This is a genomic window from Archangium violaceum, assembly GCF_016859125.1.
GTDB classification, from domain to species: domain Bacteria; phylum Myxococcota; class Myxococcia; order Myxococcales; family Myxococcaceae; genus Archangium; species Archangium violaceum_A.
This window is the reverse complement of record NZ_CP069338.1, coordinates 3,245,324-3,269,504: the sequence shown is the minus strand read 5'-3', so window position 1 is coordinate 3,269,504 and position 24,181 is coordinate 3,245,324. Positions and strand designations below refer to the sequence as shown.

General features: G+C 67.4%; 25 protein-coding genes. 18 read left to right on the top strand and 7 right to left on the bottom strand.

From position 1 onward, the window contains the following. Positions 1 to 6 precede the first annotated feature (6 nt). From JQX13_RS14065 to JQX13_RS14050, 4 genes are all read left to right on the top strand, one after another. A complete protein-coding gene (locus JQX13_RS14065) occupies positions 7 to 1,194 on the top strand; it encodes a winged helix-turn-helix domain-containing protein (protein WP_203409530.1) in 1,188 nt (395 codons plus the stop codon). A gap of 62 nt (positions 1,195 to 1,256) precedes the next feature. Then, a complete protein-coding gene (locus JQX13_RS14060) occupies positions 1,257 to 1,778 on the top strand; it encodes a GNAT family N-acetyltransferase (RefSeq protein ID WP_203409529.1) in 522 nt (173 codons plus the stop codon). After that, positions 1,775 to 2,548: a zf-TFIIB domain-containing protein gene (locus tag JQX13_RS14055; protein ID WP_203409528.1), complete on the top strand. Its 774-nt coding sequence runs from the start codon at positions 1,775 to 1,777 to the stop codon at positions 2,546 to 2,548. Before JQX13_RS14060 ends, JQX13_RS14055 begins: the two co-directional genes overlap by 4 nt. Before the next feature lie 30 nt (positions 2,549 to 2,578). Continuing rightward, positions 2,579 to 4,147: an alpha/beta hydrolase-fold protein gene (locus tag JQX13_RS14050; protein ID WP_203409527.1), complete on the top strand. Its 1,569-nt coding sequence runs from the start codon at positions 2,579 to 2,581 to the stop codon at positions 4,145 to 4,147. Between the two features lie 6 nt (positions 4,148 to 4,153). On the opposite strand, the gene JQX13_RS14045 is transcribed toward JQX13_RS14050, so the two are convergent. After that, positions 4,154 to 4,936: a tRNA1(Val) (adenine(37)-N6)-methyltransferase gene (locus tag JQX13_RS14045; RefSeq protein ID WP_203409526.1), complete on the bottom strand. Its 783-nt coding sequence runs from the start codon at positions 4,934 to 4,936 to the stop codon at positions 4,154 to 4,156. Between the two features lie 129 nt (positions 4,937 to 5,065). On the opposite strand from JQX13_RS14045, the gene JQX13_RS14040 reads away from it, so the two are divergent. From JQX13_RS14040 to JQX13_RS14030, 3 genes are all read left to right on the top strand, one after another. Continuing rightward, on the top strand, positions 5,066 to 5,569 hold the full coding sequence (locus tag JQX13_RS14040) for a hypothetical protein (protein ID WP_203409525.1): 504 nt from the start codon (positions 5,066 to 5,068) through the stop codon (positions 5,567 to 5,569). 436 nt (positions 5,570 to 6,005) lie between these two features. Then, positions 6,006 to 7,232: an AAA family ATPase gene (locus JQX13_RS14035; RefSeq protein WP_203409524.1), complete on the top strand. Its 1,227-nt coding sequence runs from the start codon at positions 6,006 to 6,008 to the stop codon at positions 7,230 to 7,232. 6 nt (positions 7,233 to 7,238) lie between these two features. Then, a complete protein-coding gene (locus JQX13_RS14030; protein ID WP_203409523.1) occupies positions 7,239 to 8,015 on the top strand; it encodes a hypothetical protein in 777 nt (258 codons plus the stop codon). Between the two features lie 42 nt (positions 8,016 to 8,057). Here the strand turns inward: JQX13_RS14030 and JQX13_RS14025 are convergent, their stop codons facing one another. After that, entirely contained in the window at positions 8,058 to 8,657 is a 600-nt protein-coding gene (locus tag JQX13_RS14025; RefSeq protein ID WP_203409522.1) for an AbfB domain-containing protein, read from the bottom strand. Positions 8,658 to 8,748: 91 nt separating this feature from the next. On the opposite strand from JQX13_RS14025, the gene JQX13_RS14020 reads away from it, so the two are divergent. The 5 genes from JQX13_RS14020 to JQX13_RS14000 all read left to right on the top strand — a co-directional run bounded on the left by JQX13_RS14020 (position 8,749) and on the right by JQX13_RS14000 (position 13,289). Next, on the top strand, positions 8,749 to 10,107 hold the full coding sequence (locus JQX13_RS14020) for a TAXI family TRAP transporter solute-binding subunit (protein WP_203409521.1): 1,359 nt from the start codon (positions 8,749 to 8,751) through the stop codon (positions 10,105 to 10,107). 98 nt (positions 10,108 to 10,205) lie between these two features. Then, entirely contained in the window at positions 10,206 to 11,318 is a 1,113-nt protein-coding gene (locus JQX13_RS14015; protein ID WP_203409520.1) for a sensor histidine kinase, read from the top strand. Further along, a complete protein-coding gene (locus JQX13_RS14010; RefSeq protein WP_203409519.1) occupies positions 11,315 to 12,052 on the top strand; it encodes a LytR/AlgR family response regulator transcription factor in 738 nt (245 codons plus the stop codon). Before JQX13_RS14015 ends, JQX13_RS14010 begins: the two co-directional genes overlap by 4 nt. A 216-nt stretch (positions 12,053 to 12,268) precedes the next feature. Then, on the top strand, positions 12,269 to 12,697 hold the full coding sequence (locus JQX13_RS14005; protein ID WP_203409518.1) for a hypothetical protein: 429 nt from the start codon (positions 12,269 to 12,271) through the stop codon (positions 12,695 to 12,697). Positions 12,698 to 12,734: 37 nt separating this feature from the next. Further along, on the top strand, positions 12,735 to 13,289 hold the full coding sequence (locus JQX13_RS14000; RefSeq protein WP_203409517.1) for an antibiotic biosynthesis monooxygenase family protein: 555 nt from the start codon (positions 12,735 to 12,737) through the stop codon (positions 13,287 to 13,289). A 331-nt stretch (positions 13,290 to 13,620) separates the two neighbouring features. Here the strand turns inward: JQX13_RS14000 and gshB are convergent, their stop codons facing one another. Together gshB and JQX13_RS13990 are read right to left on the bottom strand one after the other, a co-directional pair. Then, positions 13,621 to 14,580, bottom strand: a complete 960-nt coding sequence (gene gshB, locus JQX13_RS13995) for a glutathione synthase (RefSeq protein WP_203409516.1) — start codon at positions 14,578 to 14,580, stop codon at positions 13,621 to 13,623. Between the two features lie 168 nt (positions 14,581 to 14,748). After that, positions 14,749 to 15,174, bottom strand: coding sequence for a VOC family protein (locus JQX13_RS13990; RefSeq protein WP_203409515.1), 426 nt, complete (start codon positions 15,172 to 15,174; stop codon positions 14,749 to 14,751). A 127-nt stretch (positions 15,175 to 15,301) separates the two neighbouring features. Between JQX13_RS13990 and JQX13_RS13985 the strand changes: the two genes are divergently transcribed. Continuing rightward, a complete protein-coding gene (locus JQX13_RS13985; protein WP_239014741.1) occupies positions 15,302 to 15,859 on the top strand; it encodes a TetR/AcrR family transcriptional regulator in 558 nt (185 codons plus the stop codon). Positions 15,860 to 16,648: 789 nt separating this feature from the next. On the opposite strand, the gene JQX13_RS13980 is transcribed toward JQX13_RS13985, so the two are convergent. Beyond that, entirely contained in the window at positions 16,649 to 16,903 is a 255-nt protein-coding gene (locus JQX13_RS13980) for a hypothetical protein (protein ID WP_203409513.1), read from the bottom strand. A 127-nt stretch (positions 16,904 to 17,030) separates the two neighbouring features. Next, a complete protein-coding gene (locus JQX13_RS54045; RefSeq protein WP_239014740.1) occupies positions 17,031 to 17,555 on the bottom strand; it encodes a hypothetical protein in 525 nt (174 codons plus the stop codon). Between the two features lie 33 nt (positions 17,556 to 17,588). Between JQX13_RS54045 and JQX13_RS54040 the strand changes: the two genes are divergently transcribed. The 5 genes from JQX13_RS54040 to JQX13_RS13955 are packed head-to-tail and all read left to right on the top strand — an operon-like array spanning position 17,589 to position 23,605. Next, a complete protein-coding gene (locus JQX13_RS54040) occupies positions 17,589 to 18,335 on the top strand; it encodes an endonuclease domain-containing protein (protein ID WP_239014739.1) in 747 nt (248 codons plus the stop codon). Further along, complete coding sequence (locus JQX13_RS13970) at positions 18,322 to 19,332, top strand: hypothetical protein (protein WP_203409512.1); 1,011 nt, start codon at positions 18,322 to 18,324, stop codon at positions 19,330 to 19,332. Before JQX13_RS54040 ends, JQX13_RS13970 begins: the two co-directional genes overlap by 14 nt. A 36-nt stretch (positions 19,333 to 19,368) precedes the next feature. Next, the gene (locus JQX13_RS13965) at positions 19,369 to 22,599 is read left to right on the top strand and encodes a helicase HerA domain-containing protein (RefSeq protein WP_203409511.1); all 3,231 of its coding nucleotides are present in this window, start codon (positions 19,369 to 19,371) and stop codon (positions 22,597 to 22,599) included. An 18-nt stretch (positions 22,600 to 22,617) separates the two neighbouring features. After that, the gene (locus JQX13_RS13960) at positions 22,618 to 22,926 is read left to right on the top strand and encodes a DUF1330 domain-containing protein (protein ID WP_203409510.1); all 309 of its coding nucleotides are present in this window, start codon (positions 22,618 to 22,620) and stop codon (positions 22,924 to 22,926) included. Next, positions 22,907 to 23,605, top strand: coding sequence for a glutathione S-transferase family protein (locus tag JQX13_RS13955; RefSeq protein ID WP_203409509.1), 699 nt, complete (start codon positions 22,907 to 22,909; stop codon positions 23,603 to 23,605). Before JQX13_RS13960 ends, JQX13_RS13955 begins: the two co-directional genes overlap by 20 nt. Positions 23,606 to 23,665: 60 nt before the next feature. On the opposite strand, the gene JQX13_RS13950 is transcribed toward JQX13_RS13955, so the two are convergent. Next, positions 23,666 to 24,061, bottom strand: coding sequence for an SPW repeat domain-containing protein (locus tag JQX13_RS13950; protein ID WP_203409508.1), 396 nt, complete (start codon positions 24,059 to 24,061; stop codon positions 23,666 to 23,668). Between the last annotated feature and the right edge of the window lie 120 nt (positions 24,062 to 24,181).

The window sequence follows — 24,181 nt, the reverse complement described above, 5'->3', positions numbered from 1 at the left end:
TCCGCCATGCCGAAGAAGACGTTTCCTCCCGCCGTGACATTGCCCCTCGACGAGGCGCGGGCCTGGCTCGTCAGCCACCTCGGGCTCGCCGCTCCTCCCTACCCACCGGGCGCCGAGGGCGTGCGCGCGCTGCTGCGCCACCTGCGCCACATCCAGTTGGATCCGCTCGACGTCATCGGCACCAACGCGGACCTGGTGGCGCTCGCTCGCGTGGAGGGCCTCTCCAAGGGCGACGTGTACCGCCACCTCTACCCCGGTCACGCCTTCGAGCACTGGGCCAAGGAGCGCTGCATCCTCCCCGCCAGCGCCTTCCCCCACTACCGCGAGCGCTCCCTCGAGACTCCCTGGTGGGGCCTCGCCACTCGCCTCGAGCGTCTGCCCGAGCACGTGCTGCGTGCCGTGCTTGAGGAGCTCGAGGCCCACGGTCCCCTCTCCGCCTCCGAGCTCACCGACCACGGCGCCGTGAAGCCCCTCGACTGGAGCGGGTGGAAGGGCACGGCGAAGGCCACCTCCATGGCGCTCGAGGTGCTGTGGACGCGCTGTGAAATCGTCGTGTGCGGCCGGGGCCCCGGAGGCAAACGCTACGACGTGCCGCACCGGGCCCTTCCCGAGGTGGCTCGCACCCACCCGGGCTACACCGGCGAAGAGGGCTTCGCGCGCTGGGCCCTCACCGAGCGCGTGGAGGCCGCGGGCCTGCTCTCCCGCGCGAGCGGTCCTCACTGGTCCACCCTCTCCCCCGTACGCACCGCGCCGCTGCCGGACACCCTGGTGCGCGAGGGCCTGCTCGAGGAGGTGGCGCTGCCCGGCTCGCCCCGGCGCTACCTGGCTCCCGCGGGTTTCCGCTCACGGCCCGTGACGGCTCCGGATGATCGGATGCGAATCCTCGGCCCCCTGGATCCCCTGCTGTGGGACCGCGCGCTGGTGCATCAGCTCTTCGGCTTCGAGTACGTGTGGGAGGTGTACAAGCCCGAGGAGCAGCGCCGCTGGGGCTGGTACGTGTGTCCGCTCCTGCACCGGGGCCAGCTCGTGGGGCGGCTGGAGGCACGGGTACGGGAGGGCGTGCTGCGTGTGGACAAGTTGTGGAGGAAAAAGGGCGTGAAGCTGGACGACGCGGCGCTCGACGAGGCCCTGGCGCGCCATGCCAGGGCCTGTGGTGTCGACAAGGTGCGAAGGCCCCGGGCCCGGGTGGGCTGACGCTCGCGCCTCCTGCTAGGCTTGCCTCCCGAATGTGGCGGACGACAGATCCAAGGGCAGACATGCTGTTCGCGGTCGGGGAGTACCGGGTGCACCGCATCTCGGAGGAAGACGCGCCGATCATCCGCGAACTGGGCGAGCGCTGCCTGGAGCACATCGAGCTGCACTACGGCTCGCCGCCAGATCCCTCCCAGATGATTCGCGATCTGCTCTCGGACCTGCCTCCCGGCAAGACGCTCGCGGACAAGTTCGGAATGGGCGTCTTCGACGGCGCGGGCCGGCTGGTGGGAGGCCTCGACGTCATCCGGGACTACCCGGAGCCGCGCGAGTGGTACCTGGGCCTGATGGTGTTGGAGCCGGACCATCGCGGCCACGGGCTGGGAGCCGGGCTGCTCTCCGCGCTGACGCAGTGGCTGCGGCAACGCGAGGCCGCGTACCTGCGCCTGGCGGTATCCGATCACAACGAGGCGGGCCTGCGCTTCTGGACGCGCCTGGGCTTCTCGCCCGTGAAGCAGGTCATCGCCGAGTTCGGCAACAAGCAGAGTGTCTTCCACGTCATGCGTCGCGCGTTGGAGGTGCGATGAAGTGCCCGGAGTGCAAGCAGCAGATGGCCGAGAAATCCTTCGAGGGAGCCCAGGGGAACGACATCACGCTGGACGTGTGCCACGGCTGCCGGGGAATGTGGTTCGACAGGAACGAGAGCCTCCTGCTCTCTCCGCGTGGCACCCTGCGGCTCTTCCAGGAGATGCACGGCCACCAGAACGAGCGCCGCCGCCAGTTCGGAGGCCATCGGGTCGTGTCCTGCCCGCGCTGCGACTCGAAGCTGGAGCTGACGCATGACCTGGCGCACAACAACCGCTTCCACTACTGGCGCTGCGCGCGGAGGCACGGGCACTTCATCACCTTCTTCCACTTCCTGCGCGAGAAGGGCATCGCCCGGGGCCTGAATCCCCAGGAGCTCACCGAGCTGCGCAAGCACGTGGACACCCTGCTGTGCTCGGATTGCGGCGAGCCCGTGCGGCTGGCGAACCTGACCGCCTGCGCTCGCTGCGAGGCGCCCGTGTCCATCCTGGATCCGGAGTGCGTGCAGAGCACGGTGAGGGAAGCGCAGAGGGTGGCGGGCTCGCGCCGGGACGTGGCGCCCGAGGTGGCCGCCTGGCTCCTGATGAGCCATCTGGGGACGGAGGCCTTCCGGCGGAAGCTGAAGCCCGCGGAGACCCGCTCGGATGCCATTCCGCCCGTCGAGCTTCCTCCTCCCGAATCGGAGGAGCAGCGGGGCACGACGTCCTTTTTGGATCTGCTCGGCGAGGGCATCCATATCGTCCTCATCGCACTGGAAATGTTCCTCACCTGATATCCCCCCACCCGCGGCACACGCATGGACATGAAGCCCCAACCCCCCTCACGGTTCACGTTCTTCCTCCTGCTCGCGCTGACGGCCCTGGTTGGCTGCGATCCCAAAACACCCACCCCGACGCCTCCGAGCGAGCAGACCCACTCCGACGTCCAGTTCGACGTGACGGTGCCGCCCGAGACACCCGTCGACGCCGTCCTGGTGCTCGAGGGGTCGGATCCAGGGTTCAACGGCCCCACCGGAACGGGACTGGAGCTCATCTTCCAGGGCGGCACCACCTTCTCGGCGAAGACGAAGCTGCCCAAGGACACGGCGATCACCTACAGCATCCGGATGACCTCTCCGGACGCGCACGTGGCGCTCGACGCGGCGGGTGTGGCGGTGCCCGCACGGACCGTCACGGTGCACGAGAACGAGGAGAAGGTGGAATTCACCGTGGAGCGCTGGGGGCCGGAGAGCGGCGGCACCGGGCCCCGGACCGTCTTCATCGTCGCGGTCCCGGACAGCACCCCGCCGGACGCCACCATCTGGCTGGCCGGAAACCAGCCCGAGCTGGGTGAGTGGAATCCGTCGGGCGTGAGGCTCTACAAGGCGGTCAACAGCAGCTATGCTACGGCCCTGACTTTCGCGCCGGGTACGTCGCTCGAGTTCAAGGCGACGCGCGGCTCGTGGGACTACGTGGAGAAGAACGCCCTGGGCGAGGACATCGACAACCGCACCTACACGACGGGCGACAGCTTCGAACGCGTCTCCATCTCGGTGGCCATGTGGGGGGAACCGCCCACGGCGGTGCTCACCGGCAACATCAAGTACCTGAAGGTGCAGTCCACCCATGCCGTCCTGAAGGAGCGTGACGTCATCGTCTGGCTGCCGCCGGGCTACGAGGAGAACCCCGATCGCCGCTACCCCGTGCTGTACATGCACGACGGGCAGAACCTGATGGATGCAACCACGGCCTACGCGGGGGAGTGGGGCGTGGACGAGACAGCGCAGCGGCTCGTCGAGTCCGGGATGGTGGAGCCGGTCATCATCGTGGGCGTCTACAACGCCACGGTCGATCGGGCCATCGAGTACACGCAGGTGCCGGACCCGGACCCCAGGTACTCCGACATCAAGGGAGACCAGGGCGGCAAGGCGGATGACTACGGCCGGTTCCTCATCGAGGAGCTGAAGCCGATCATCGACACCACGTACCGCACGAAGAAGGAGGCGCAGTATACGGGCCTGGCGGGCTCGTCGCTGGGCGGCCTCGTGTCGCTCTACCTGGGCCTCCACAACCCGGGCACGTTCACCCGGCTGGGCGTCCTGTCGCCCTCGGTGTTCTGGGGCCAGAAGGACATCCTCTCGCGGGTGGACGCACTGGGCTCGAAGCCCGCGCAGGTGCGCATCTGGCTGGACATGGGCACCGACGAGGCCACCCCCAACAGCCCGGAGACAGTGGAGGACGCGCAGGCGCTGCGCGACGCGCTGGTGAACAAGGGCTGGGTGCTCGACGACGACCTGAAGTACACCGAGGTGCAGGGCGGCAAGCATAACGAGGCGGCCTGGGCCGCGCGCTTCGGCGACGTGCTCCAGTACCTGTACCCCGCCACCCCGTAATCCCTCTCAGTCCCCGCCCTCGGGCTCGAGGGTGGGGGAGGGCGGGCGCTCGGCCCGGGGTGGCTCCATGAGCGAGGCCACCTCGGGCGAGTAGCCTCCCGGGCCCTCCCCGTGGGCGATGAGCGGCGGGCGTACCGCGAGCCCCCGCTGCCTGTCCCGCACCGCGTGCACCAGGAAGCGCGTGGCCGGAGCATCCACCCGCGCGTGCACGAAGCGCAGGGCCACCGGGTACAGCTTCGCCGCCACGAGCAGCCCGAGCACCTCCGCCACCCGCGCCGCCGGGTAGACGAGGCTCACCCGTCCCCCCGGGGACAGCGCGTGCCGGGCGGCGGCCACCACGGATGGCGCATCACACGCCAGCTCCTGCTTGGACAGGGCGCGCTCCTCGTCCGGGCTGCGCACGCCCGCGTGCACCGGGCGGAAGGGCGGGTTGGACACCACGTGCGCGTAGGCTCCGGGCGGAAACAGCGAGCGCGCCTCGCGCAGGTCCCCGAGTATCGGCCGCACCCGTCCCTCACACGCGTTGAGCGCCACGGCGCGCATCAGTCGTGCGTGGACCTCGGGCTGCAACTCCAGCGCGTCCACCGGCTCCAGACCGAACTGGCACGCGAGCAGGAAGGACACCACGCCACTGCCCGCACCGAGCTCCAGCAGGGGGCCTCCCACCTCGCGGCCCTCGGTGGCCGCGAAGGCCGCGAGCAGCACCGCGTCCAGCGTGAACCGGTAGCCGCTCCGACGCTGCAACACGCGCACGTTCGCGGTGCCGATGGAGTCGATCGTCTCACTCAAGGAGGGCTCCGGGAACTGTCGGGTGGACGGCCCTCACTCTATCCGGAGGCTCACAGTCCTGGGGCGCGTGTGCGCTTTGCCACTTCCCCGGGTGGCCTCACGAGCGGCCATGCACAGCTTGCCTTTCCCATGCTCCGGCACTTCTCTATTCCCGTCGTCTTCCTGGCCCTGGCCTCCAGCGGCTGCGGCACCGACCCGGTGCCGTGTGACAACACCTGCCCGGATATCTCCGGGGTGTATTCCATCGAGAACGCCGCGCCGGTGGGGCAGTGTTCCTTCAGCCCCTACCTGCTCGCGCCCACGGTGGAGATCCTCCAGACCGACAACGGCCGGAGGGTGATGCTCGAAGTCATCGATCCCTCCACGCAGCTCGAGGTGCCGCTGGTAGGCGATGTCTTCGCGCCGGCGCCGGGGGATGACCTGGAGCTGCTCGGCTCGTTCCGGGTCGACGCCCGGACGGTCCGCGCCGCCGGTCCGTCAGACGAGCGGACGCTGACGCTGGACGTGAGCGCCTCGGGCTCGGTGTCCGTGCGCGAGGGCCGCCGGGTGCTCTCCGCCACGTTGATGACGATGGACGCGGTGTCCGGCAAGGGCTGCACCCACACCCTGTCCATCACGGGCCTCGGAGACTGAACGCGTGGGCCCACGGTGAAGCCCACGGAGCGCGAAATGACACCGCCGCCCACGGGGAGCGCCACGGGAGGAGGAGGCACCACCGCCCTCCCTCTCCCTTTGGGAGGGGGAGGCGTGAGGGTATACACGATCCCCGGTTCACTTCGAGCCCGGCTGCCCCGGGGTGTAAGACCGGGAGCTCGCGCTGACGTGTTGTCTGGCGCGCTCCTGCACCCGCGAGTCGCCTCCCGTCCCGGAGGACGTCGCTGCGCGCACCGCCTCTCGACATCTACTCGGGGACCGTCTACGTCATGGGCTGCCGGACCAGCGGGGACAGGTCATCCTCATGGTGGACATCACCTGCTGACACGCAGCGCGGCCTTGACCCGCCAGAATGCGTGTGGTCCGGTCCTGACGCCGCGCCATTCCTCGTGGCGCACGGGTGCGGGACCAGACGATGAACAAGCTGACGAAGCTCACGATCAAGAAGTTCAGGAACGTTGCTCCGACGACGCTCGAGTTCCGTTCTGGTATCAATGTGCTCCTCGGCAAGAACGCGGCCGGAAAGACGACCCTCCTTCGCTTGCTGTCCGCCGTAGTGGGAGCCCCAGAACAGGCACTCAAGGACGACGCGCTCGATGTGAGCTACCGCATCGCCAGTGAGTCGATCGACATCGAGCACACGGTCAAAAAGACGCGGGTCGAAGATCCGGCCCTCCCGCTCGATCCGGGCCGGCCACTGAAAGAAGACCTCTCCAGTCTTCAGCGAACCGACTCATTCGTCCTTGAGAAAAATGGCGTGGCCACCGTGAGAGCCGACGTGCTGCCAAACGAGATCGTGCTCGAAAGGGCAGATAAGCAAACGCGTGTAGAGTCTCAGTTTCCGGCGGCACCAATTCTATCGTTATATTTTGCTTTGAAGAAGGACAGAGAGGACTCTGGATCGAAGGAGTTGGCGGAGGCGGTCCTTTTAGCGCAAATATTAAGCGCAGGCCGCATGGATGAAAGCCTCGATTTATTCAATAATTTGCTTGAGCTTGAAATAAAAATCAGAGGTTCTGGCGTCAGAATCTCGGCAAATCGTCCAACAATCCCGCGATCAATTTCCCAAATGACGTTTGAGTCAATACCCGAAAGCACATCTGCTACGTTTCCCCTAGCATTTCTTGATCGTGCCTCCCATGTGCTCGGTTATGACTCCGCGAGCGCGCGCTTCGATATCGAGCGTCTCAGCCCAGAACCGAGCCGACAAACGGTACGGTTGAGCAATCTCCGATTCTTCTTCAAACGACCCGGCGAGGAGGTCTCCCACGACCTGCTCAGCTACGGTCAAAAGCGGTTGCTCGCTTTCTTCGCCCATGCCGATGCCTCGCGAGATCTGATCATCGCGGACGAACTCGTGAACGGCCTCCATCACGAGTGGATCTCCGCGTGCCTGGATGAGATAGGTGAGCGGCAGGCGTTCTTGACGAGCCAGAACCCACTGCTGCTCGATTTCTTGCGGTTCGACAGCGTCGACGAGGTTCGTCGTACGTTCATTCTCTGCGAGCGCGCCAGCGGTGAAGCTGGCGCCCAGCTCATCTGGCGCAACCCCACCCATGAGGAAGCAGAGTCCTTCTTCCTGGCATACCAGACAGGGATTCAGCGCGTCTCGGACATCCTGCTCACCAAGGGCCTCTGGTGACACGTCATGGAAGCCCGGGCCCGTATCCTCGTCTTGACCGAGGACTCTGGTAAGCAAGCACAGCCGACGATCCAGAAGCTCTTGAAGGAGGCGCTCAAGCTCGTGGTGGAGGGCGTCGACCTGAATCCGGCTCGGGTTCGAATCGAGCCCCTGCCCGAAAACGAGCGCGCACGCCAGGCGGTCAGTGCCAACAAATGGAAGGAGCAGCCGCCGACCCGGGAGACGATCTTTCTGCTCAACCTGATCGCGGCGCAACTGGTGGTGCAACCGGCGGGGTTCGTCGTCTTCCACTTCGATACCGACCGCGTGTGGACCGATCGCCACACGAGCGAGAACCGCCAGAAGTTCGAGGAGATCATCCGTGATGGCGTGCGCCGTATCCTGCGCGGCGAGGCTCCGCAGCCCGTCAATCCGCGTCCACGCTCACCGCAGACAGCCGAGCAGATCGAGACGGCACTGGGCCGTCTCATCATCCTGTCACCCTGCTACAGCATCGAGTCCTGGCTCTATCAGGCAACCCATGAGCTTCTCGCGTACTGCCGAAACAGGCACGAGTCCGAAGAGCACGTACAACTCATCGAATCGTGGTCCGTGGACCGGACGCTCCTCGACGGTGTCTCCCGGCCGAAGGACGATGCGCTACCGTGCGTCGGTGACCGCCATAACGAAGAACTCGCCAAAGCCTTCCCGGCTGAAGACGTATGGCTCGCCGAGCGGTCGTTCTTCGAGTCCATCGAGCGACTTCGCTCCTGCTCCTCCCTGATCGCGGCGCTCGGATATTGATGCTCCGAGCACCTCAATGGAGGGGGCCGCGCTCTGGTCCCCTCAGGGCGACCAGGGGTAATCGAGCGTGAAGGTCGCGTCCTCCTCGTACTCCCACCCGTACCCCTCGTTGACGAACAAGAGGCCGTCGTACTGGTTGATGAACTCGCCCCGGTCGCTGCAGGACTCGAAGCTGATGTGATCGGGGTCCGCCAGACCGGGCCTGGGGCAGAAGGTGGCGTCCTCAAGGAAGCGCGGGTCGGAGCGCCACGCGGCCAGGACGATATCCGTATCGTCCTGCGTCAAGTAGGACCCGGGTTGGCTCCTGGCCTCGAAGGAGATGCACCGGCCGTCGGCCAGGCCCGGGACGATCCGGAACGTGGCCTCATCCATGTCCCGGTCGGACACGATGACCGAGAGCACCCCACGGCCGCTGGCGTGACGGATGTAGTAGCCAGGGAAGGCATACGACTCCAGGGAGAGGAAGGAGCCCCGCTCGTTTCCGAGGGGGATGACCCCGCTGGAGGAGCCCTCCAGGGAGCGGCACCACGTCTCCACTCCGGGAGTCGGGTCGTCCGAATCCTCGATGACGCACCCCGTGAGGGACACCGCCGCGACCAGTGAGAACATGCGCGCGATCCGCGCGGACTTGATGTGACGCATTCCCAGGAGACGGGCGTCCCCTCCGGGTTATTCACCGAAATGGGACGAATGCCTGGATTCGCGGGGTGGGGGCCTATACTCCGCGCCCACCATGCAGAAGGACACGTTCAGGGAACAGTTCCGGCGCGCATTGCGGCGCGACATGTGGCTCACGCTCGCGCCCGTGACCCTCATCATCGCCGCGGCGTTCGCCGTCACGTTCTACTTCGTCAAACCCGCCCCTCCGAAGACGCTCGTCCTCGCAGTGGCCCCGGACGAGGGCGGCTTCCGGTACTTCGCGAAGCGCTACCAGGAGTTCCTCGCACGGCACGGCGTCACGTTGGAGCTGCGCACGACGAAGGGCTCCCTCTCCAATGTCGAGCTGCTCGCCGACGACCAGGCCCAGGTTGATGTCGCCTTCGTGCAGAGCGGCGCGCTGCGTGGGGACAAGGACACTCGCATTGTGTCGCTCGGGAGCCTCTCGTATGTGCCCCTGTGGGTCTTCTATCGGGGCGAGCCGATCGACGATGTCATTGGGCTGCGCGGCCGGCGCATCGCCATCGGGCCCGCCGAGAGCGGAACGCGTGCGCTCGCCCTCACGCTCCTCAAGGCCAATGGCGCCGACACGGCTCCCACGGAGCTCCTGCCGTTCGAGCGTGACGAGGCCATCAACCAGCTCAAGGAAGGACGCATCGACGCGGTGTTCCTCGTGGCGCCAGCGGAGTCACCGCCGATCCAGAAGCTCGCCGCGGTGCCCGGGGTGCGGCTCCTCAGCTTCACGCGGGCGGATGCCTACACCCGCCGCTTCCCGTACCTCTCCAAGCACGTACTCCCCCGGGGCGTCTTCGACTTCGCGGCGGACATCCCGGACCACGACGTGGTGTTGCTCTCGCCCACCGCGAACCTGGTGGCGCGCGACACGCTACACCCCGCGCTCGCGTACCTGCTCATGCGCACCGCGAGTGAGATCCACAGCAGCTCCGGGCTGCTCGATCGGGCGGGTGAGTTCCCCGCGCCGCTCGAGACGGGCTTCCCGCTCAGTAGCGAAGCCCGCCGCTACTACCAGACCGGTGCTCCGCTCCTGCAACGCTACCTGCCGTTCTGGGCCGCGAACCTGGTTGACCGGCTCTGGGTGATGCTCGTGCCCATCATCGCCGTGCTGGTTCCCCTGGGGCGGGCCGTGCCGGCGCTGCTCCTGTGGCGCGTCCGCTCGCGCATCTTCCGCTGGTACGCGCGCCTGAAGGAGCTCGAAATCCAGCTCGAGGAGAATCCGGATCGGCCGATGCTCGAGGACATGATGAAGCGGCTGGATGAGACGGAGCGCGAGGTGAACCGCATCCCCATTCCCCTCTCGTACGCCGAGAACCTCTACTTCTTCCGCGAGCACATCGACATCGTCCGCCGGCGCATCGCCCGGCGGCTCACGGGAGCGCCCGAGCTCGAGGGAGCCCGGACACCGCTGGTCAGCTGAGGCTCCTCCGCCAGCCCACGACCGCTCATCCGCCAGGAGGGACCATCCATCGGGGCAGGTTGGTCCCTGCAAGCGAGGCCCGCTACGCTCCGCCTCGTATGGAGAGGCCTTCCGCCAGCAGCCGAAGCAGCCGTCTCGCGCTCATCCCACCGGGCGGGGGAGACCTCCTGCCTCGCGAGTTGCCCTGGCTCTACCCGATCGCGCCGCTCGCGGCCGCGCCGCTGCTCCTCGGGAACCTCTTCGAGCTGCCCCTGGACACCGCGCTCCTGCGCATCGTGGGGGTCTACGTTCCCTTCCTCGTGCTCTCGGCCGCCTTCCACGCGCTCTACTTCTGGGTGCTGCCCAAGGTGGTGCCACGCCTGAGCACCCCCCTGGCTCGCGGCACGCTGCACGTCGTCGTCACGACGACGGTTCCGCTCCTGCTCGCCCCGAGCATCCTCGAGCTCAAGGGGCTGCTCTTCAAGAGGATGACCGATCCGGTGGGAGTGGCGCTGCCCAAGTTCGCCCTCGAGAGCATCATCATCTCGTGGATCTACATCCTCCCGGCGCTCGTCGTGCAGCGCCTGCGGAACAAGGCCTGGAACGTCGAGCGCATGGCGCAGCTGGAGCGGCAGGCCGCGCTCGAGGCCCAGCTCAAGGCGCTCCAGGGCCGCACGAACCCGCACTTCTTGTTCAACAGCATCAACACGGTGGCGAGCCTCATCCCCGAGAACCCCGAGCTCGCGGAGCGCACCCTCGAGCGCATGGCCGATCTCTTCCGCTATGCGCTCGACAGCTCGAAGACACGGCTCGTCACGCTCCAGCGCGAGGTGGAGATGGTGCGTGACTATCTGGAGATCCAATCCGCGCGGTACGGCTCGCGTCTGAGCACGCGGGTCGAGTTCGACGAACGCGCCGCCGGGCTCGAAGTCCCGCCGCTCATCCTGCAACCCCTGGTGGAGAACGCGATCCTGCATGGCATGGCCCACCGGCGCAGCGGCAGCGTGCTCGTCCGCGTGCGACACGAGGGGGAGAGGGTCTCCCTCGAGGTGCTCGACGATGGGCCGGGGCCCGGTGCCTCGGAGCACCGCGGAAGCCAGACGAGCGTGGAGGACCTCCGCGAGCGCCTGCACCTGCTCTATGGGGAGCGCGGAGTGCTCGCCCTGGAGACGGCACCGGGGGGAGGCTGCATCGCGCGGATGGCCATTCCGGTGGAGGGCGCGGCGGCATGAGGATCCTGGTCGTCGACGACGAGGAACCAGCGCGCAGGCGGCTGATCCGCCTGTTGGGAGGCATCCCGGGCACCGAGGTCGTGGGAGAGGCCGGGGATGGGGAGGAGGCGCTCCGGCAGGTGGAGACGCTGCACCCCGAGCTCCTGCTGCTCGACATCCGGATGCCCGGGCTGGATGGGCTCTCGCTCGCGCAGCGCTACACGGATCTGCCGCCGCTCATCTTCATCACCGCCTACGACGAGTACGCCGTGCAGGCCTTCGAGGTGAGCGCGGTCGACTACCTGCTCAAGCCCGTGCGGCCCGAGCGGCTCATGGCCGCCGTGGAGCGCGCACGCCAGCGGCTCCTCGCGACGAAGGAGGCGGCGACCCGAGCGCTGGAGGTGGTGGTCCGTCGCGGGGGGCCATCGACTCGCATCATCACCGTCACACGCGGGGTGAGCCGCTTCTTCGATGCCCGCGACATCACGCGCTTCTGGAGCAGCGACAAATACACGCTCTTCCGCGCGGACCAGGACGAGCACTGCACCGAGGAGCCGTTGTCCCTGCTCGAGGAGCGGTTGCGCGCCCATGGCTTCCTGCGCGTGCACCGGGGGGAGTTGATCCGCCTCGGCAGCGTGAAGGCCCTGCGTAGCAACGAGGGCATCCACGAGGTCGAGCTCGAGGATGGCCAGTCCGCGCGGGTGAGCCGTCGCTCCCTGTCCGCGGTGAAGGCGGCGCTGGGTCTCAAGCAGTAGCCCGGCCTCCTCGAGGCGCCGGACCACTCATCCGCCGGGACGTGCCGCTCGTCCGCTCTCGCGTGCCGTGTGTCGGCTCGGGCCGGAGACGAACGGCGTGGACCGTAGTTTCCCGGGCATGCGACATGAGACGACGCACCGAACCTCCAAAGAGCGCTGTCGGGTAACAGTTTCGCGCACCCGGGGTTTTGAAGCAGGACACCTGGGGGCGAAACCATGAACGCAGGGCAGAAGCTCGGGCCGGAGGCGAACGGTAGGGAGCGTCGCTTCCTCAGCCTGCGACGAACGGCCATTGTCTGCGGGGTCCTGCTCACCACGGGGCTCGCGGCGGCCTACACGCTCTGGCCCGAGCGGCCTTCCGGCAATCCCCTGGAGCACTACACGCTCGAGCCGTCGGCGAGGTTCGGCTTCACCGGTCTCGTCGAGGAGCGCCTGCGCGCCGGCTCCTATCTCTATCTCCGCGTACGGGATCCGGCCGGTGCGCAGCATTGGGTCGCCACGCTGAGCTCCACCGCCTCGGCGGCGGATGCGGTCCAGGTGCGGATCTTCGCGCGCTCCGAGGACTTCCACTCCAAGCGCCTGGGCCGCGACTTCTCCCCACTCCTGTTCGGCACCGTCCGGTCCGCGGCGCCCGCCACTCGCTGACGTCCCGCAGTCCCCATTCACTCCAAGGAGTCACATCATGAAGCGTCCCCTCGCAGCAGCGCTGCTCTCTTTCTCTGTCGCCGCATGTGGCGGTTCGGAGTCCCCGCCGCCCCCGAAAGAGCCACCCCCTGAGCTCCCCAGTGACGACGGCTGCAAGCGCGACGCGATGGAGCCCGACTTCCAATCCAGTCCCCTCCAGGGCCCGGGGGTCGACGCCCAGGGTAGGCTCGCGCCCGGTACCTACATCATGAGCAGCACCTACCTGCGCATGGGGCACTCACAGGAAGCCCAAGCGGAGTTCGAGCGGCTCTCGGGCCCCATCGACCAGACCCTCCAGCAGCAACAGGGGCTCGTGGCGGTCCAGTTCGCTCAATCCACGCGCTGCAACACGAAACGCACGTTCACCGTCTGGAAGGACGAAGAAGCCATGTACCAGTTCGTCGGCAGCCCCGCGCACTCGCAGGCCATCGCTCGCGTGAGCCTGGTGAGCCGCGGCGGCAGCAGCGTGACGAGCTGGCAGGACGATGAGCGCGGAGCGAGCTGGGAGAAGGCGCTCCAGCAGCTCGCCGCGGAGACGGGTCCCACCTACTAGCCCTCCAGGTGGTTGATGAGGTCGTCGACGGGTGACACCCGCCACCAGAGACCCGCTCCACTTCGGCGGCCTTCAGACAGGAAAGCGATGCCCGTTCAGCTCGACCCTTGAGAGGGTCAGACGGAAGGGCTCGCCCTGCTGTAGACAGCTTGGACAGCCCCGCCGAGTCCGTAGAAACGAGGGTGCCCCGCGTCCGGAAGGGGGCCAGCAACTGCTCGTGCCGGACGGAGGTCTTCTCCTGCTCGTTCCAGCTCAGGACGAGCCCGGCGGGGATGACTCCGGCGATGTCCTGCCGGAGATCCGCCAGGGAGATGTTGTACGTCGCCATCCTTTACCGCCGCTCGCCCACGAGCCGCTCGGCGACGTCGATGACCTTCGCCTCGACGTTGGTGTTGTCCAGCTTGTCGATCTCCGCGATGCCCGTGGGGCTGGTGACGTTCACCTCGGTGAGCCAGTCGCCGATGACGTCGATGCCCACGAGGTACAGGCCGCGCTCCTGGAGCGAGGGCTTGAGCTGGGCACAGATCTCCCGCTCGCGCGCGGTGAGCTGCGTCTTCACGGGAGTGCCACCCGCGGCCATGTTGCCGCGGTGGTCATCCTGCGCGGGGACGCGAAGCACGGCGCCCTGGGGCTCGCCGTCGACGAGGATGATGCGCTTGTCACCCTGACGGCTCTCGGGGAGGTAGGCCTGGGCGACGATGGCCTTGCGCCCACCGAGCGTGAGGACCTCGAGCAGCGAGCGGGTGTTCCGGTCACCGGGCTGGAGGAAGACAATGCCCTGGCCGCCGAAGCCCTCGACGGGCTTGAGGATGGTGCCCTGGGGGTGGCGGGCGACGAACTGGGCGAGCACGGCGAGCTCGCGGGCGATGAGCGTCTCGGGCATGAGCTCGGGGAAGCGCAGGCCGAAGAGCTTCTCGTTGGCGTCGCGGATGCCGGTGGGGTTGTTGATGAAGACGGGGGCCTTGCCGTTACACAGCTCGACGAGCTGGGTGGCCTGGATGAAGTCAGCGTCGACGGGTGGGTCCTTACGCATGAACAGGACGTCGAGACTCGAGATGGGGCGGACCTGCTCGTCGAGGATGTCGAAGTGTTTGCCGGGCTCGCGACGCACGGTGACGGTGCGCATGCGCGACTCGGCACAGGAGCCGCTGAAGCGCAGCCAGGGCTGCTCGAAGTAGCGCACCTGATGGCCGCGGCGCTGGGCTTCGAGCATGAGGGCGAAGGTGGAGTCGTGGTCCACCCGGACCGTCTCGAGCGGATCCATGAGGAAGCCAAAGGTGAGCGCGGCCATGGGAGCGGATGCCTCCTGGGGGTAGGGGGAAAAAATACCCCTCCTGAGTAGACGCGGCGAGGCAGGCGCGCGAGAGAAAAAGCACGCGGAGGAGGAGGGCTGGGACCCCGGGTGACGCGGTTGACACACGCCCTGCACGAATGCTTGGAGTGTGGACCCCGTCGTGTTTCAGCGCGGCAGCGCCTCGTCGGCGTACTGCGCGGCGAACTCAGCCGTCGGCGGGATGGGCTTGATCACGTCGATCATGACTCCATTCGGATCCGCGGTGATGAAGTGGCGCTGCCCGAACGGCTCGTCGCGCAGCGTCCGGAGGATCGGTAGGTTCGCCGCCTGGACGCGCGCGTAGACTTCGTCCGGATCGTCCACCTCGAAGTTGAGGAGCAGGCTGGAGGTCCTTCCGCGCCCCTCTGGGGGGATCGTCTCGTGATCGTTCCGGACGATGCCGAGATTGACGCTCGGGTCCTCGGCCGATTGCAGGTGGACGTACCAGTCGCTCTCGAACAACGGCTTGAATCGGAAGTGCGTGACGTAGAAGCGCGCGGCCTGGGCCACGTCGGGGGCCAGCAACACGGGGTAGTAAGCGCTGGTCTTCATCTCTTTCGCTCCTTCTCAGTCCGACATACAGTCTGTATGTTTCTGGTCCACTAACATACAGGCTGAATGTATGCAACGCAGGACGAGCAGCAGGACAGGCAGGCGTTCGAACCGTGAGCGCACGGAGGTGACGCGTGGAGACCTGATCGCGGCCGCGCGCAAGCTCTTCACGGAGCGGTCCTATGCCGAGACCAGCACGCCCGAGATCGCCACCGCAGCGGGAGTGACCCGGGGCGCGCTGTACCATCACTTCGAGGACAAGCAGGCGCTCTTCCGCGCTGTGGTCGAGCACGAGGCGCAGGCCGTCGCGGAGGAGATCGAACGTGCCACGCCGCCAGCGCTCTCGGTGCGCCGAGCGCTGCTTGCTGGAGCGGATGCCTATCTCGCGGCGATGGCAGTGCCAGGGCGCACGCGGCTGCTGCTCCTCGACGGTCCAGCGGTGCTCGGCCGCACGGAGATGGACGCGATGGATCTCCGTCACGCAGGCCGCACGCTGCGCGAGGGACTGGCCGCGGCGATGCGTGAAGGCGCTATCGCCGAGGGGCCAGTCGACGCGCTGACGGGACTCTTGTCGGCTGCGTTCGACCGCGCGGCGCTGGCCATCGACTCGGGAGCGTCCGCCACGGACTACCGGAGCGCCATCGTCGCTCTCGTCGAAGGGCTTCTCTCCACGCGAAAGCGCTGAGCACACCGGGCCATGAGGTGGCGGGCTACGGGTGACGCGTTAGACACACGCCCTGAATGCAGGAGGTACCTGGGGGGCAGGCGGGTCCACCCTCCCCGCAGGAAATACGGGAGCAGGCCATCTTCAGCACCAGGCGCGACTCCCTGTAACGAGGCGGCCAGACGGAGCAGAGGCTGTCGTCGGGGCAGGGGACCTTCTGGCAATTCTCTCCGCGCACCACCGCGCAGACCGAGATGCCCTCGCCCAGGGTGATGCACTGCTGGCCTTCGGGGCAGCCCCGGGTCTCACATGTGGGAAGACACGACGGTCCGTTCACTCCCTCCCGGCAGAAGAAACCCTCCGGGCAACTCGTGGACTCGTCTGGTTGGCAGGGACGACCGCACCACCCCTCGTTGCAACGGAGCCCCAGCGCGCACGTCTCTTCATCCATCCCCAGGGTCTGCACACACGCTTCCCCCTCCTTTCTCAGACCAGGAGGCACACAGGTTCGTATCGGCGCTCCATTTCCTAGCGTCCGCACCGTCCGGCACATCCAATCCTGACCGCATTGGAAGTCCGCCTGACACGTGCTGCCAATACAGTAGCCCTTGCGTTCACCCGCGAAGTACAAGCACCCGAGTGGAGGTTCGCAGTCCTCTCGCCTCCAACAATCCCGCCCGAAAGTCAGGAGCGCCCTCTGCTCATTCAATGAAAGTGTTTGGGGTTGCTCCCGGTGCATCGCATCGATGAGCAACATCAGGGGCACGGGCAGCACGACCCCGACAATTCCACCGATGATCGTGCCCCACCTCACTGGCACTCCACCTTGCATGACAATGAGGTGCAGTCGCGAACCTCTACCTTGTCCTCAGGACAGCTCCCCTCCTCATCCTCCTCCATCTCCACGCCTTGCATCCTCAATTCGCGCTTTCGCTCACCGTGAAGTTCATCGATGTCCTTCTCCATCGCCCGGTCGAGCTTGCCCCCCTTCCCGTAGACATCAGGGCAACCGGTCCCCAGGACCAGCCCACCCATCAACGTCATGAGCATCGTGTGTCGAGACATGGGGCCCCCGGCTGGATGTTACCCCAGGAGCCAGGCGAGCCCTCGATGTGAGCAACTGTCCCTCAGGAAGGATGACCACTCCCGGACACAGCAGCGGGGGAGGGGCTCTTGATGCCGCGCCTCCATTTCAAGGACGCTTGGGTCCGTGCCCTCTTCCAGATCCCACATCCGGAGCGATGCCTCGGTCCTCCAAGAACTGGAACGGCATCAGCGCCGGCGCGAGCAGGGCATCCCCAAGCTCACCGTGTTCGCCGGCCCGCCCGGCAGTGCCATGTCCCTCTGGCGCCGCTGGCTCGACTCGCGCCACCAGCCCCTCAGTGTCTCTCCTGGCACCCACGAGGCCACGGTGGTCCGCGATTGGATGGAGACACTCTCCCGTGTCAGGAACCTCCAGGCGGATGCGGCGGACTACCTCGGTGCCGCCGCGGGCCTCGCTCCCGGCGAGTCTCGCTCCCTGCTCGAGGGAAGGACAGAGCATGAGCGCGACGTGCTCCTCCAGGAGCTCTTCCCCTCCATTCCCGGAGGAGATGTCTCCGCCACCTGCAGGTGCCTGCTCCAACCTCCACAAGTTGTCCACAAGTCCGGGCTCCTCCCTGACGTGATACTCGCCGCCTGTGAGGGAGATCCCCTCCGCGCGCTCGTGGCACTGCATGCGCTCGTCCCATCGGGAGAAGCCCCGGCCCTCATGCTCTCCGGTTCCGGCGCCGCCTGGCTGACGAGCGCCGCACGCGTGGCGGCCAGGCTCTGTGATGCCGTGCCCTCGCTCATCGTGGCCCTCCAGGTGGATCGGCCCACAGTCGACGCCTACCTGCACGGGGGCGAGAGCCAGGCCATGGCCCTGGTGCGTGAAGGACTGCTGGAGCTCGACACGCCCTCCGCCGAGGAGCTGAAGCGGCGGCTGGAGACACTCGGAGTCAAATCCACTGAGACACTCTCCGGCTCGCTGGCCCGGCTGGCCGCCGATGGCGTCACGGACGAGGTGCTGACCCGTTACGGGGAGGCAGCCCGTGAGCTGGAAGCCGCCTCCAAACAGCCCGAGGCCGCGGACCGGGCGCGCAGCTCCGCCGAGCGCTTCCTGCTCGCACTGCTCGACTCCCTCCCCGCCACCCAGGGCCTCTTCGAGAACAACGAGCGCGCCGAGTTCCGCATCAACAACCGGCCCGTGGAGGTGGACTTCCTCTGTCGCCGGCTGCGCGTCGCCATCGAGGTCGACGGCTACTACCACTTCCAGGATCCCGAGGCCTACCGCCGCGACCGGCGCAAGGATCTGGGACTCCAACGGCACGGCTACCTCGTGCTCCGCTTCCTCGCCAATGACGTGGTGGCGCGGCTCGAGGAAATCCGCGACACTATCTTAGAAGTCGTCTCGCTCCGGCGTGATGCCCCAGGGGGGCCAGCGCCACGTAGGGAGGATGCAGATGGAGGGGCATGAGGTGTCTCGCGTGGGCGATCTCGCGTTGGTGTGGCTCTTGACGCGCGCGGAGGGGAAGGGCTCTCGCAGTGGGCTGTCCAGCGCGCTGAAGTCCTTCGCCTCCCACCGTTGGAGCAGCGGTGAGTGGAACACCCGGCTCGACGAGTCGCTGGCGGCGCTCGAGTCCGGCGGGCTCATCCAGCAGACGGCGCGCAAGGGCGTATCCCTCACGAAGACGGGACGCGCGCGAGCCCTGAAGTTCCTCGGGGAGGAGCGCCTGCCCAGGGGCCTCACCTGGAAGAAGCTCCGGCTCACGTACCTCACGGCGCACGCGCTGGGACTGCCCGCCTCCAACGCGAGCCGGCTCGACAAGGCAGACAACCTGCGCGCGGTGCTCGTGCAGAAGCAGCTGGGCCTCAAGAAAGTCGGCACCCGGAAGCTCAAGGAGGTACAGGACGAGCTGTGCTGGAAGCAGCTCGGCGTGGAGACGGACAAGCCCTTCACCCTGGCCGCCGTGCAGTCCTTCCTGCTCGGCCAGGTGCTCCAGTCCTCGCGCGAGGTGAAGCCCTCGCAGGCCATGGAGCAACTGGCGGCCAGGAGCGTGGGTGCACGGCGCACGGATGCGGAGAGCCTCCGCCTGGCGGCCCTGCAGTCCTGGTTCATCCCCGCCGCGGAGCCCGTACCCGCGCCGCGCTCCACCGCCTCCGAGCCCCCGGCGCCGGCACCCCGCACCACCGAGGACGGCCTTCCCGCCTTCGCCGAGCGCGTGCTGGATGTCGCCCGTGGCGCGACGACGGGTCGCTTCGGGGATGACCGGGTCTTCATCTCGCACGTCTGGCGCGCCCTGCGGGGTCAGGGCCTGGACGAGCAGTCCTTCAAGAACCGGCTCGTCGAGGCCAACCAGAAACGCCTCCTGTCCCTGAGCCGCGCGGACATGGTCGAGCTGATGGATCCCGCGGACGTCGCGGCCTCGGAGATCCGCCACCTCGGCTCCACCTTCCACTTCATCGCCCTGTAGCGCTCCACTTCTCGTCCGGCATCCGGGGGACCGCCGATGACCCAGACCGATCTTCGCCTCGCCACCTTCCTCTCCGATCGCACCGAGGTCTTCCACTCCATCCAGCACCGTCACGAGGTGTGGCGGGAGGATCCCTTCGACGTGGAGACGGTGCACCAGGAGGCGCGCGCCACCTTCGAGCGCCTGCTGCTGCGCGCCACCACGCCGCCCGGGGTGGACTCGGGGCGCATCCTGCTGATGCTCGGTGAATCGGGCTGCGGCAAGACGCACCTGCTGCGCGCCTTCCGCGCCATGGCCCACGAGCGCTCGCTCGGCTTCGTGGGTTACATGCAGATGACGACGTCCACCTCCAATTACGGGCGCTACGTCCTCTCCAACCTCATCGACTCGCTCGACCAGCCCTACCACGAGCCCACCGAGCCCCGCTCCGGACTGCAGAAGCTCTCCGACGTGCTGCTCTCCCACTGTGGCCAGGTGGCCGCCCTGCTGGCCGACCCCGAGCAGGATCCCGAGGAGATCCCCAACCTGGTGGAGATCGCCGCCGACGATCTGCAGAAGCAGCCCCACTTCAAGAAGCTGGACCTGGACCTGCTGCGCGCGCTCCTCTTCCTGCAGCGCGACGACACGCGCATCCGCAGCCGGGTGCTCAAGTACCTGCGCTGCGAGGACTTGTCCGACAACGATCGCAAGGTGCTCGGCGGGCTGGTGCCGCGCACCTATGACAACCACCCCCAGGAGATGGTGGAGCACCTGGGCCGGCTCGTGGCGGCGCTCAACCACTCGCTCGTGCTGTGCGTGGACCAGCTCGAGGGCTTCGACATCGAGGCGACGAACGCACAGGCCTTCCGGCGGGCCATGCACATGCTCTGCGACCTCGCCGAGCGCGCCCCCTCGTCGGTCATCGTCATCAGCTGCCTGCACACCTTCTGGACGGGCCTGCGCGGCCAGCTCACCCAATCCCTCCTGGACCGCATCGAGCGCGATCCCGACCTCATCAAGCTGCAGCACCTGCGCACGGCCGAGGAGGCGCGGCTCATCACCGAGCGCCGGCTGGAGCACCTCTACGCGGTGGAGGACGCGCCCTTCGATCCGGCCGAGCCCACCTATCCCTTCCCCCACGAGGGCTTCGAAAAGTTGTCCGGCAAGAACACGCGCGACGTGCTCGACGCGTGCCGCCGCTGGCGCGAGCAGGCCATCCGAGAGGGTGCCTTGCCCGATCGCTTCCCCCTGGAGAGCGGGGAGGTGATCGTGAACCCAGGCCCCGCGACCGGGCGGGAGCTGGACCAGCAGTGGAACGACTTCCGCTCCACGTACAACACGTCGCCGCCCGAGGAGGATGCCGAGATCGCCGAGCTCCTCGTCTGGGCACTCGAGGCCTGCGCGGATGAGGTGGACACGGGGCACCGCTTCGAAGCGCGGATCTCCGGTGAAGCCATCCAGGTAGATGTCTCGCCCGGGGAGGCGAAGCTGCACGTGGCCCTGTGCAACAAAGCTCCCCAGGCCGGAGCACTCGCGGACCAGATCGAACAGACCTGGAAGGTAGCCGGTAAGGTGCGTACGCCCATCGTCGTGCGCACCAGCGACTTCCCGAGCAATCCGAAGGGCAAGGCCGCCATCAATCTCGGCAAGCTCATCAGCAAGGGTGGGCGCCGCGCGGTGCTCGAGGACAGCGACAGCCGCACCCTGCTCGCGCTGCGCGAGTTCCGCCAGCAGCACGAGTCCCTCCCCGAATTCGCCGCATGGCTGCGCTCCGCCCGGCCCCTGACCCAGCTCAAGTCACTGCGGGAGATCCTCGGTCTGGACCACCTGCGCGCAGGGACAAGCACGACCGCGCAGACCCCCGCTGCTCGGGCCGATACGCCTCCGCCCGTGCCCACGCACGCCTCCTCTCAGTCCGGGTCCTTCCCCGTAGTGACCCCGCCCGAGCCACAGGTCCAGACGCCATCCGCCACTTCCGTGGCTCCTCCGGTCAAGAAGCCCGTGGAGCCCCCGCGCAAGCGCGAGCCCGTTCGTATCGGCGAGACAGACAGTCTGCTGAAGGAGCCCGTCCTCTTCGCCCCCGATGAGCTGACCCGGCACTCCGCGTTCCTCGGCGGTTCCGGCAGCGGCAAGACGACGCTCGCGCTCAACGTGTTGGAGCAGCTGCTCATCCAGGGTGTTCCGACCATTCTCGTGGATCGCAAGGGAGACCTCGCCGGCTACGCCTCCGAGTCCTTCTGGACGCGGACCATCGATGATCCCCGCCGCGCCGAGCGCCGGGCCCTGCTGCGCGAGCGGATCGACGTGGCCCTCTTCACCCCGGGCCATCCCTACGGCCGCCCGCTGACCATCCCCATCGTCCCGGACGGGCTCGACGCGCTCTCGGACTTCGATCGGCAACAGGCCACGCGCCATGCCTCCGAGGCGTTGGCTGGCATGCTGGACTACCGGCAGAACCCTCGCGACAAGTCCTGCCGGACGCTGCTCGCGCAAGCCATCGACCAGTACGTCCAGCTCACGCGCGAGAGCGTCACCCTGGAGAACCTCGTCCGCTTCATCGGCAACAAGGATCCGCGTCTGGTGAATGCCGCGGGCCGCCTGGACGTGAAGCTCTTCGACAAGCTCGCCGATGACCTGGACCGGCTGCGCATCGACGCGAAGCACCTCATGAGCGGCGAGGCAGAGAAGCTCGACATGGATCTGCTGCTCGGCCGCGGCGCCCACGCGACGTCCGGCAAGACACGCCTGAGCATCATCAGCACCAAGTTCCTCGGTGACAACAACAGCGTCCTCTTCTGGGTGTCGCAGCTGCTCATCGAGGTGACGCGCTGGCTCAATCGCAATCCCGCCACCTCGCTGCAGGCCATGCTGATGTTCGACGAGGCGGACATGTATCTGCCCGCCATGCGCCAGCCGTCCACCAAGCAGCCCATGGAGAACCTCCTCAAGCGCGCGCGCTCGGCCGGCCTGGGGCTGATGCTGGCCACCCAGAGCCCCGGCGACTTCGACTACAAGTGCCGCGACACCATCCGCTCCTGGTTCATCGGCCGCGTGAAGGAGAAGGTCTCGCTGGACAAGATGAAGCCCATGCTCAGCGAGGCCCGGGTGGATCCGGCGAAGATCCCCGGTCAGGGCACCGGCGAGTTCCACATCGCCCGCGATGGCAAGGTGGATCGCGTCAAGGCCGAACCCTCCGCGCTCTCCACCGAGCAGCTCGCTGACGACGAGTTGCTGCGGCTCGCCGCGAGCACCTTGACGGCGTCCACCGCCCGGAATACGGGCTCCTGACCCGGCGAGAGGAAACGAATGCCTGCCTATGTGTTGGTCGACATCACGGTGAAGGACGCGGAGACCTACGAGCGGTACAAGCAGCTCGCTCCGCCGACGATCGCCGCCTACGGAGGCCGCTACCTGGTGCGTGGGGGCGCGACGGAGACGCTCGAGGGCACGTGGACCCCGACGCGGATCGCCCTCCTCGAGTTCCCCACTGTCGAGCGGGCCCGCGAGTGGTGGAACTCTCCCGAGTACGCCCCCGCCAAGGCGATGCGTCAGGCGAGCACCCACACGGACATGCTGCTCGTGGAGGGATTGGGTCATGAAACGCATTCTCCATGACCTCGCGGGCGCCGAGGAGGATCGGCGCTTCAGCCCCTACTGCTGGCGCACCAAACTGGCATTGGCGCACAAGGGGCTCGCCTTCGAGACCGTGCCCTGGCGCTTCTCCGACAAGGAAGCCATCGCCTTCTCGGGGCAGGGGCTGGTGCCCGTGCTCGTGGACGGGGACCGCACGGTGAGCGACTCCTGGACCATCGCGCTCGATCTCGAGGATCGCTACCCGCACGCACCGAGCCTCTTCGGAGGACCGGAGGGACGCGCACTGGCCCACTTCGTCAATGCCTGGACGGACCGTGTGCTCGCACCCGCGGTGGGGCGGATGGTGGCGCTCGACATCCACAATCATCTGCACGACAAGGACCGGGCCTACTATCGCTCCACCCGGGAGGTGCGCTACGGCGGTCCGCTCGAGCAGGTGGTGGCCGACCGCGAGGCGCGCCTGCCCGAGCTGCGCGCCCTGCTCGCCCCGGTGAGGACCGCTCTCGCGCAGGGGCCCTTCCTGGGCGGTGAGTCACCACGGTACGTGGACGCCATCGTCTTCAGTATCTTCCAGTGGGCGCGCTGCATCAGTCCGTTCGTGCTCCTGCAAGCCGACGATCCCCTCTTCGCCTGGCGCGAGCGGATGCTCGATGCGTACGGCGGACTCGCGCGGAAGGCCAGGGGCTACCCGGTGGCCTGAGCTGACGTTCGGTACGAGCCGACGCACCGCCCGAGCCCCGGCCCGGGCGGTGCGCGGAGATCAGGCGTAGCGGCGGTTGCGATCGCCAGCAATCGACCGGGGCGTTTCAGCGGCCCGGTAGTTCGTCAGCAGGAATACCCCACCGAGCGCGACTCCCCCGATGATGTAGAAGTTCCTCGCGGCGGCCACATCCGAGAAGCCCAGGAGGAATGGCGCCACGATGAACAGGAGCGCCAGGACCGCTTCGACAATCCCATGCACGGGGAAGGGAATCACCTTCGCGACGCCGAGCGGATACGCCGTCAACAACACCATGGCCAGGTACAGCACGGCCACGACGTACAGGATCGTCGCCGGGAGTCCCGAGAACCCGAACAGCATCGGCGCGAGAAACAGCAACAAGATGCCCGCGTAGTCGATGAACCCGTGAACGCGTGGCGACAGCGGCCCTTTCATCACTTCCTCCTCCGGCCATTGGCCTGTGGTGCAATCCAGGTCCCACGGACCTGGTATGACTCGACCCCACGATGTGCACGATTGGATGCGCCGCACTCCTCCAGCAGGCGAGAACCCGAG

Excerpts from the sequence above, each read along its gene's own strand:
- JQX13_RS14065 (WP_203409530.1), top strand. The coding sequence starts at position 7 with ATGCCGAAGAAGACGTTTCCTCCCGCCGTGACATTGCCCCTCGACGAG.
- JQX13_RS14060 (WP_203409529.1), top strand. The coding sequence starts at position 1,257 with ATGCTGTTCGCGGTCGGGGAGTACCGGGTGCACCGCATCTCGGAGGAA.
- JQX13_RS14055 (WP_203409528.1), top strand. The coding sequence starts at position 1,775 with ATGAAGTGCCCGGAGTGCAAGCAGCAGATGGCCGAGAAATCCTTCGAG.
- JQX13_RS14050 (WP_203409527.1), top strand. The coding sequence starts at position 2,579 with ATGAAGCCCCAACCCCCCTCACGGTTCACGTTCTTCCTCCTGCTCGCG.
- JQX13_RS14040 (WP_203409525.1), top strand. The coding sequence starts at position 5,066 with ATGCTCCGGCACTTCTCTATTCCCGTCGTCTTCCTGGCCCTGGCCTCC.
- JQX13_RS14035 (WP_203409524.1), top strand. The coding sequence starts at position 6,006 with ATGAACAAGCTGACGAAGCTCACGATCAAGAAGTTCAGGAACGTTGCT.
- JQX13_RS14030 (WP_203409523.1), top strand. The coding sequence starts at position 7,239 with ATGGAAGCCCGGGCCCGTATCCTCGTCTTGACCGAGGACTCTGGTAAG.
- JQX13_RS14025 (WP_203409522.1), bottom strand. The coding sequence starts at position 8,657 with ATGCGTCACATCAAGTCCGCGCGGATCGCGCGCATGTTCTCACTGGTC.
- JQX13_RS14020 (WP_203409521.1), top strand. The coding sequence starts at position 8,749 with ATGCAGAAGGACACGTTCAGGGAACAGTTCCGGCGCGCATTGCGGCGC.
- JQX13_RS14015 (WP_203409520.1), top strand. The coding sequence starts at position 10,206 with ATGGAGAGGCCTTCCGCCAGCAGCCGAAGCAGCCGTCTCGCGCTCATC.
- JQX13_RS14010 (WP_203409519.1), top strand. The coding sequence starts at position 11,315 with ATGAGGATCCTGGTCGTCGACGACGAGGAACCAGCGCGCAGGCGGCTG.
- JQX13_RS14005 (WP_203409518.1), top strand. The coding sequence starts at position 12,269 with ATGAACGCAGGGCAGAAGCTCGGGCCGGAGGCGAACGGTAGGGAGCGT.
- JQX13_RS14000 (WP_203409517.1), top strand. The coding sequence starts at position 12,735 with ATGAAGCGTCCCCTCGCAGCAGCGCTGCTCTCTTTCTCTGTCGCCGCA.
- gshB (WP_203409516.1), bottom strand. The coding sequence starts at position 14,580 with ATGGCCGCGCTCACCTTTGGCTTCCTCATGGATCCGCTCGAGACGGTC.
- JQX13_RS13990 (WP_203409515.1), bottom strand. The coding sequence starts at position 15,174 with ATGAAGACCAGCGCTTACTACCCCGTGTTGCTGGCCCCCGACGTGGCC.
- JQX13_RS13980 (WP_203409513.1), bottom strand. The coding sequence starts at position 16,903 with ATGTCTCGACACACGATGCTCATGACGTTGATGGGTGGGCTGGTCCTG.
- JQX13_RS54045 (WP_239014740.1), bottom strand. The coding sequence starts at position 17,555 with ATGCAGTGCCACGAGCGCGCGGAGGGGATCTCCCTCACAGGCGGCGAG.
- JQX13_RS54040 (WP_239014739.1), top strand. The coding sequence starts at position 17,589 with ATGCTCTCCGGTTCCGGCGCCGCCTGGCTGACGAGCGCCGCACGCGTG.
- JQX13_RS13970 (WP_203409512.1), top strand. The coding sequence starts at position 18,322 with ATGGAGGGGCATGAGGTGTCTCGCGTGGGCGATCTCGCGTTGGTGTGG.
- JQX13_RS13965 (WP_203409511.1), top strand. The coding sequence starts at position 19,369 with ATGACCCAGACCGATCTTCGCCTCGCCACCTTCCTCTCCGATCGCACC.
- JQX13_RS13960 (WP_203409510.1), top strand. The coding sequence starts at position 22,618 with ATGCCTGCCTATGTGTTGGTCGACATCACGGTGAAGGACGCGGAGACC.
- JQX13_RS13955 (WP_203409509.1), top strand. The coding sequence starts at position 22,907 with ATGAAACGCATTCTCCATGACCTCGCGGGCGCCGAGGAGGATCGGCGC.
- JQX13_RS13950 (WP_203409508.1), bottom strand. The coding sequence starts at position 24,061 with ATGAAAGGGCCGCTGTCGCCACGCGTTCACGGGTTCATCGACTACGCG.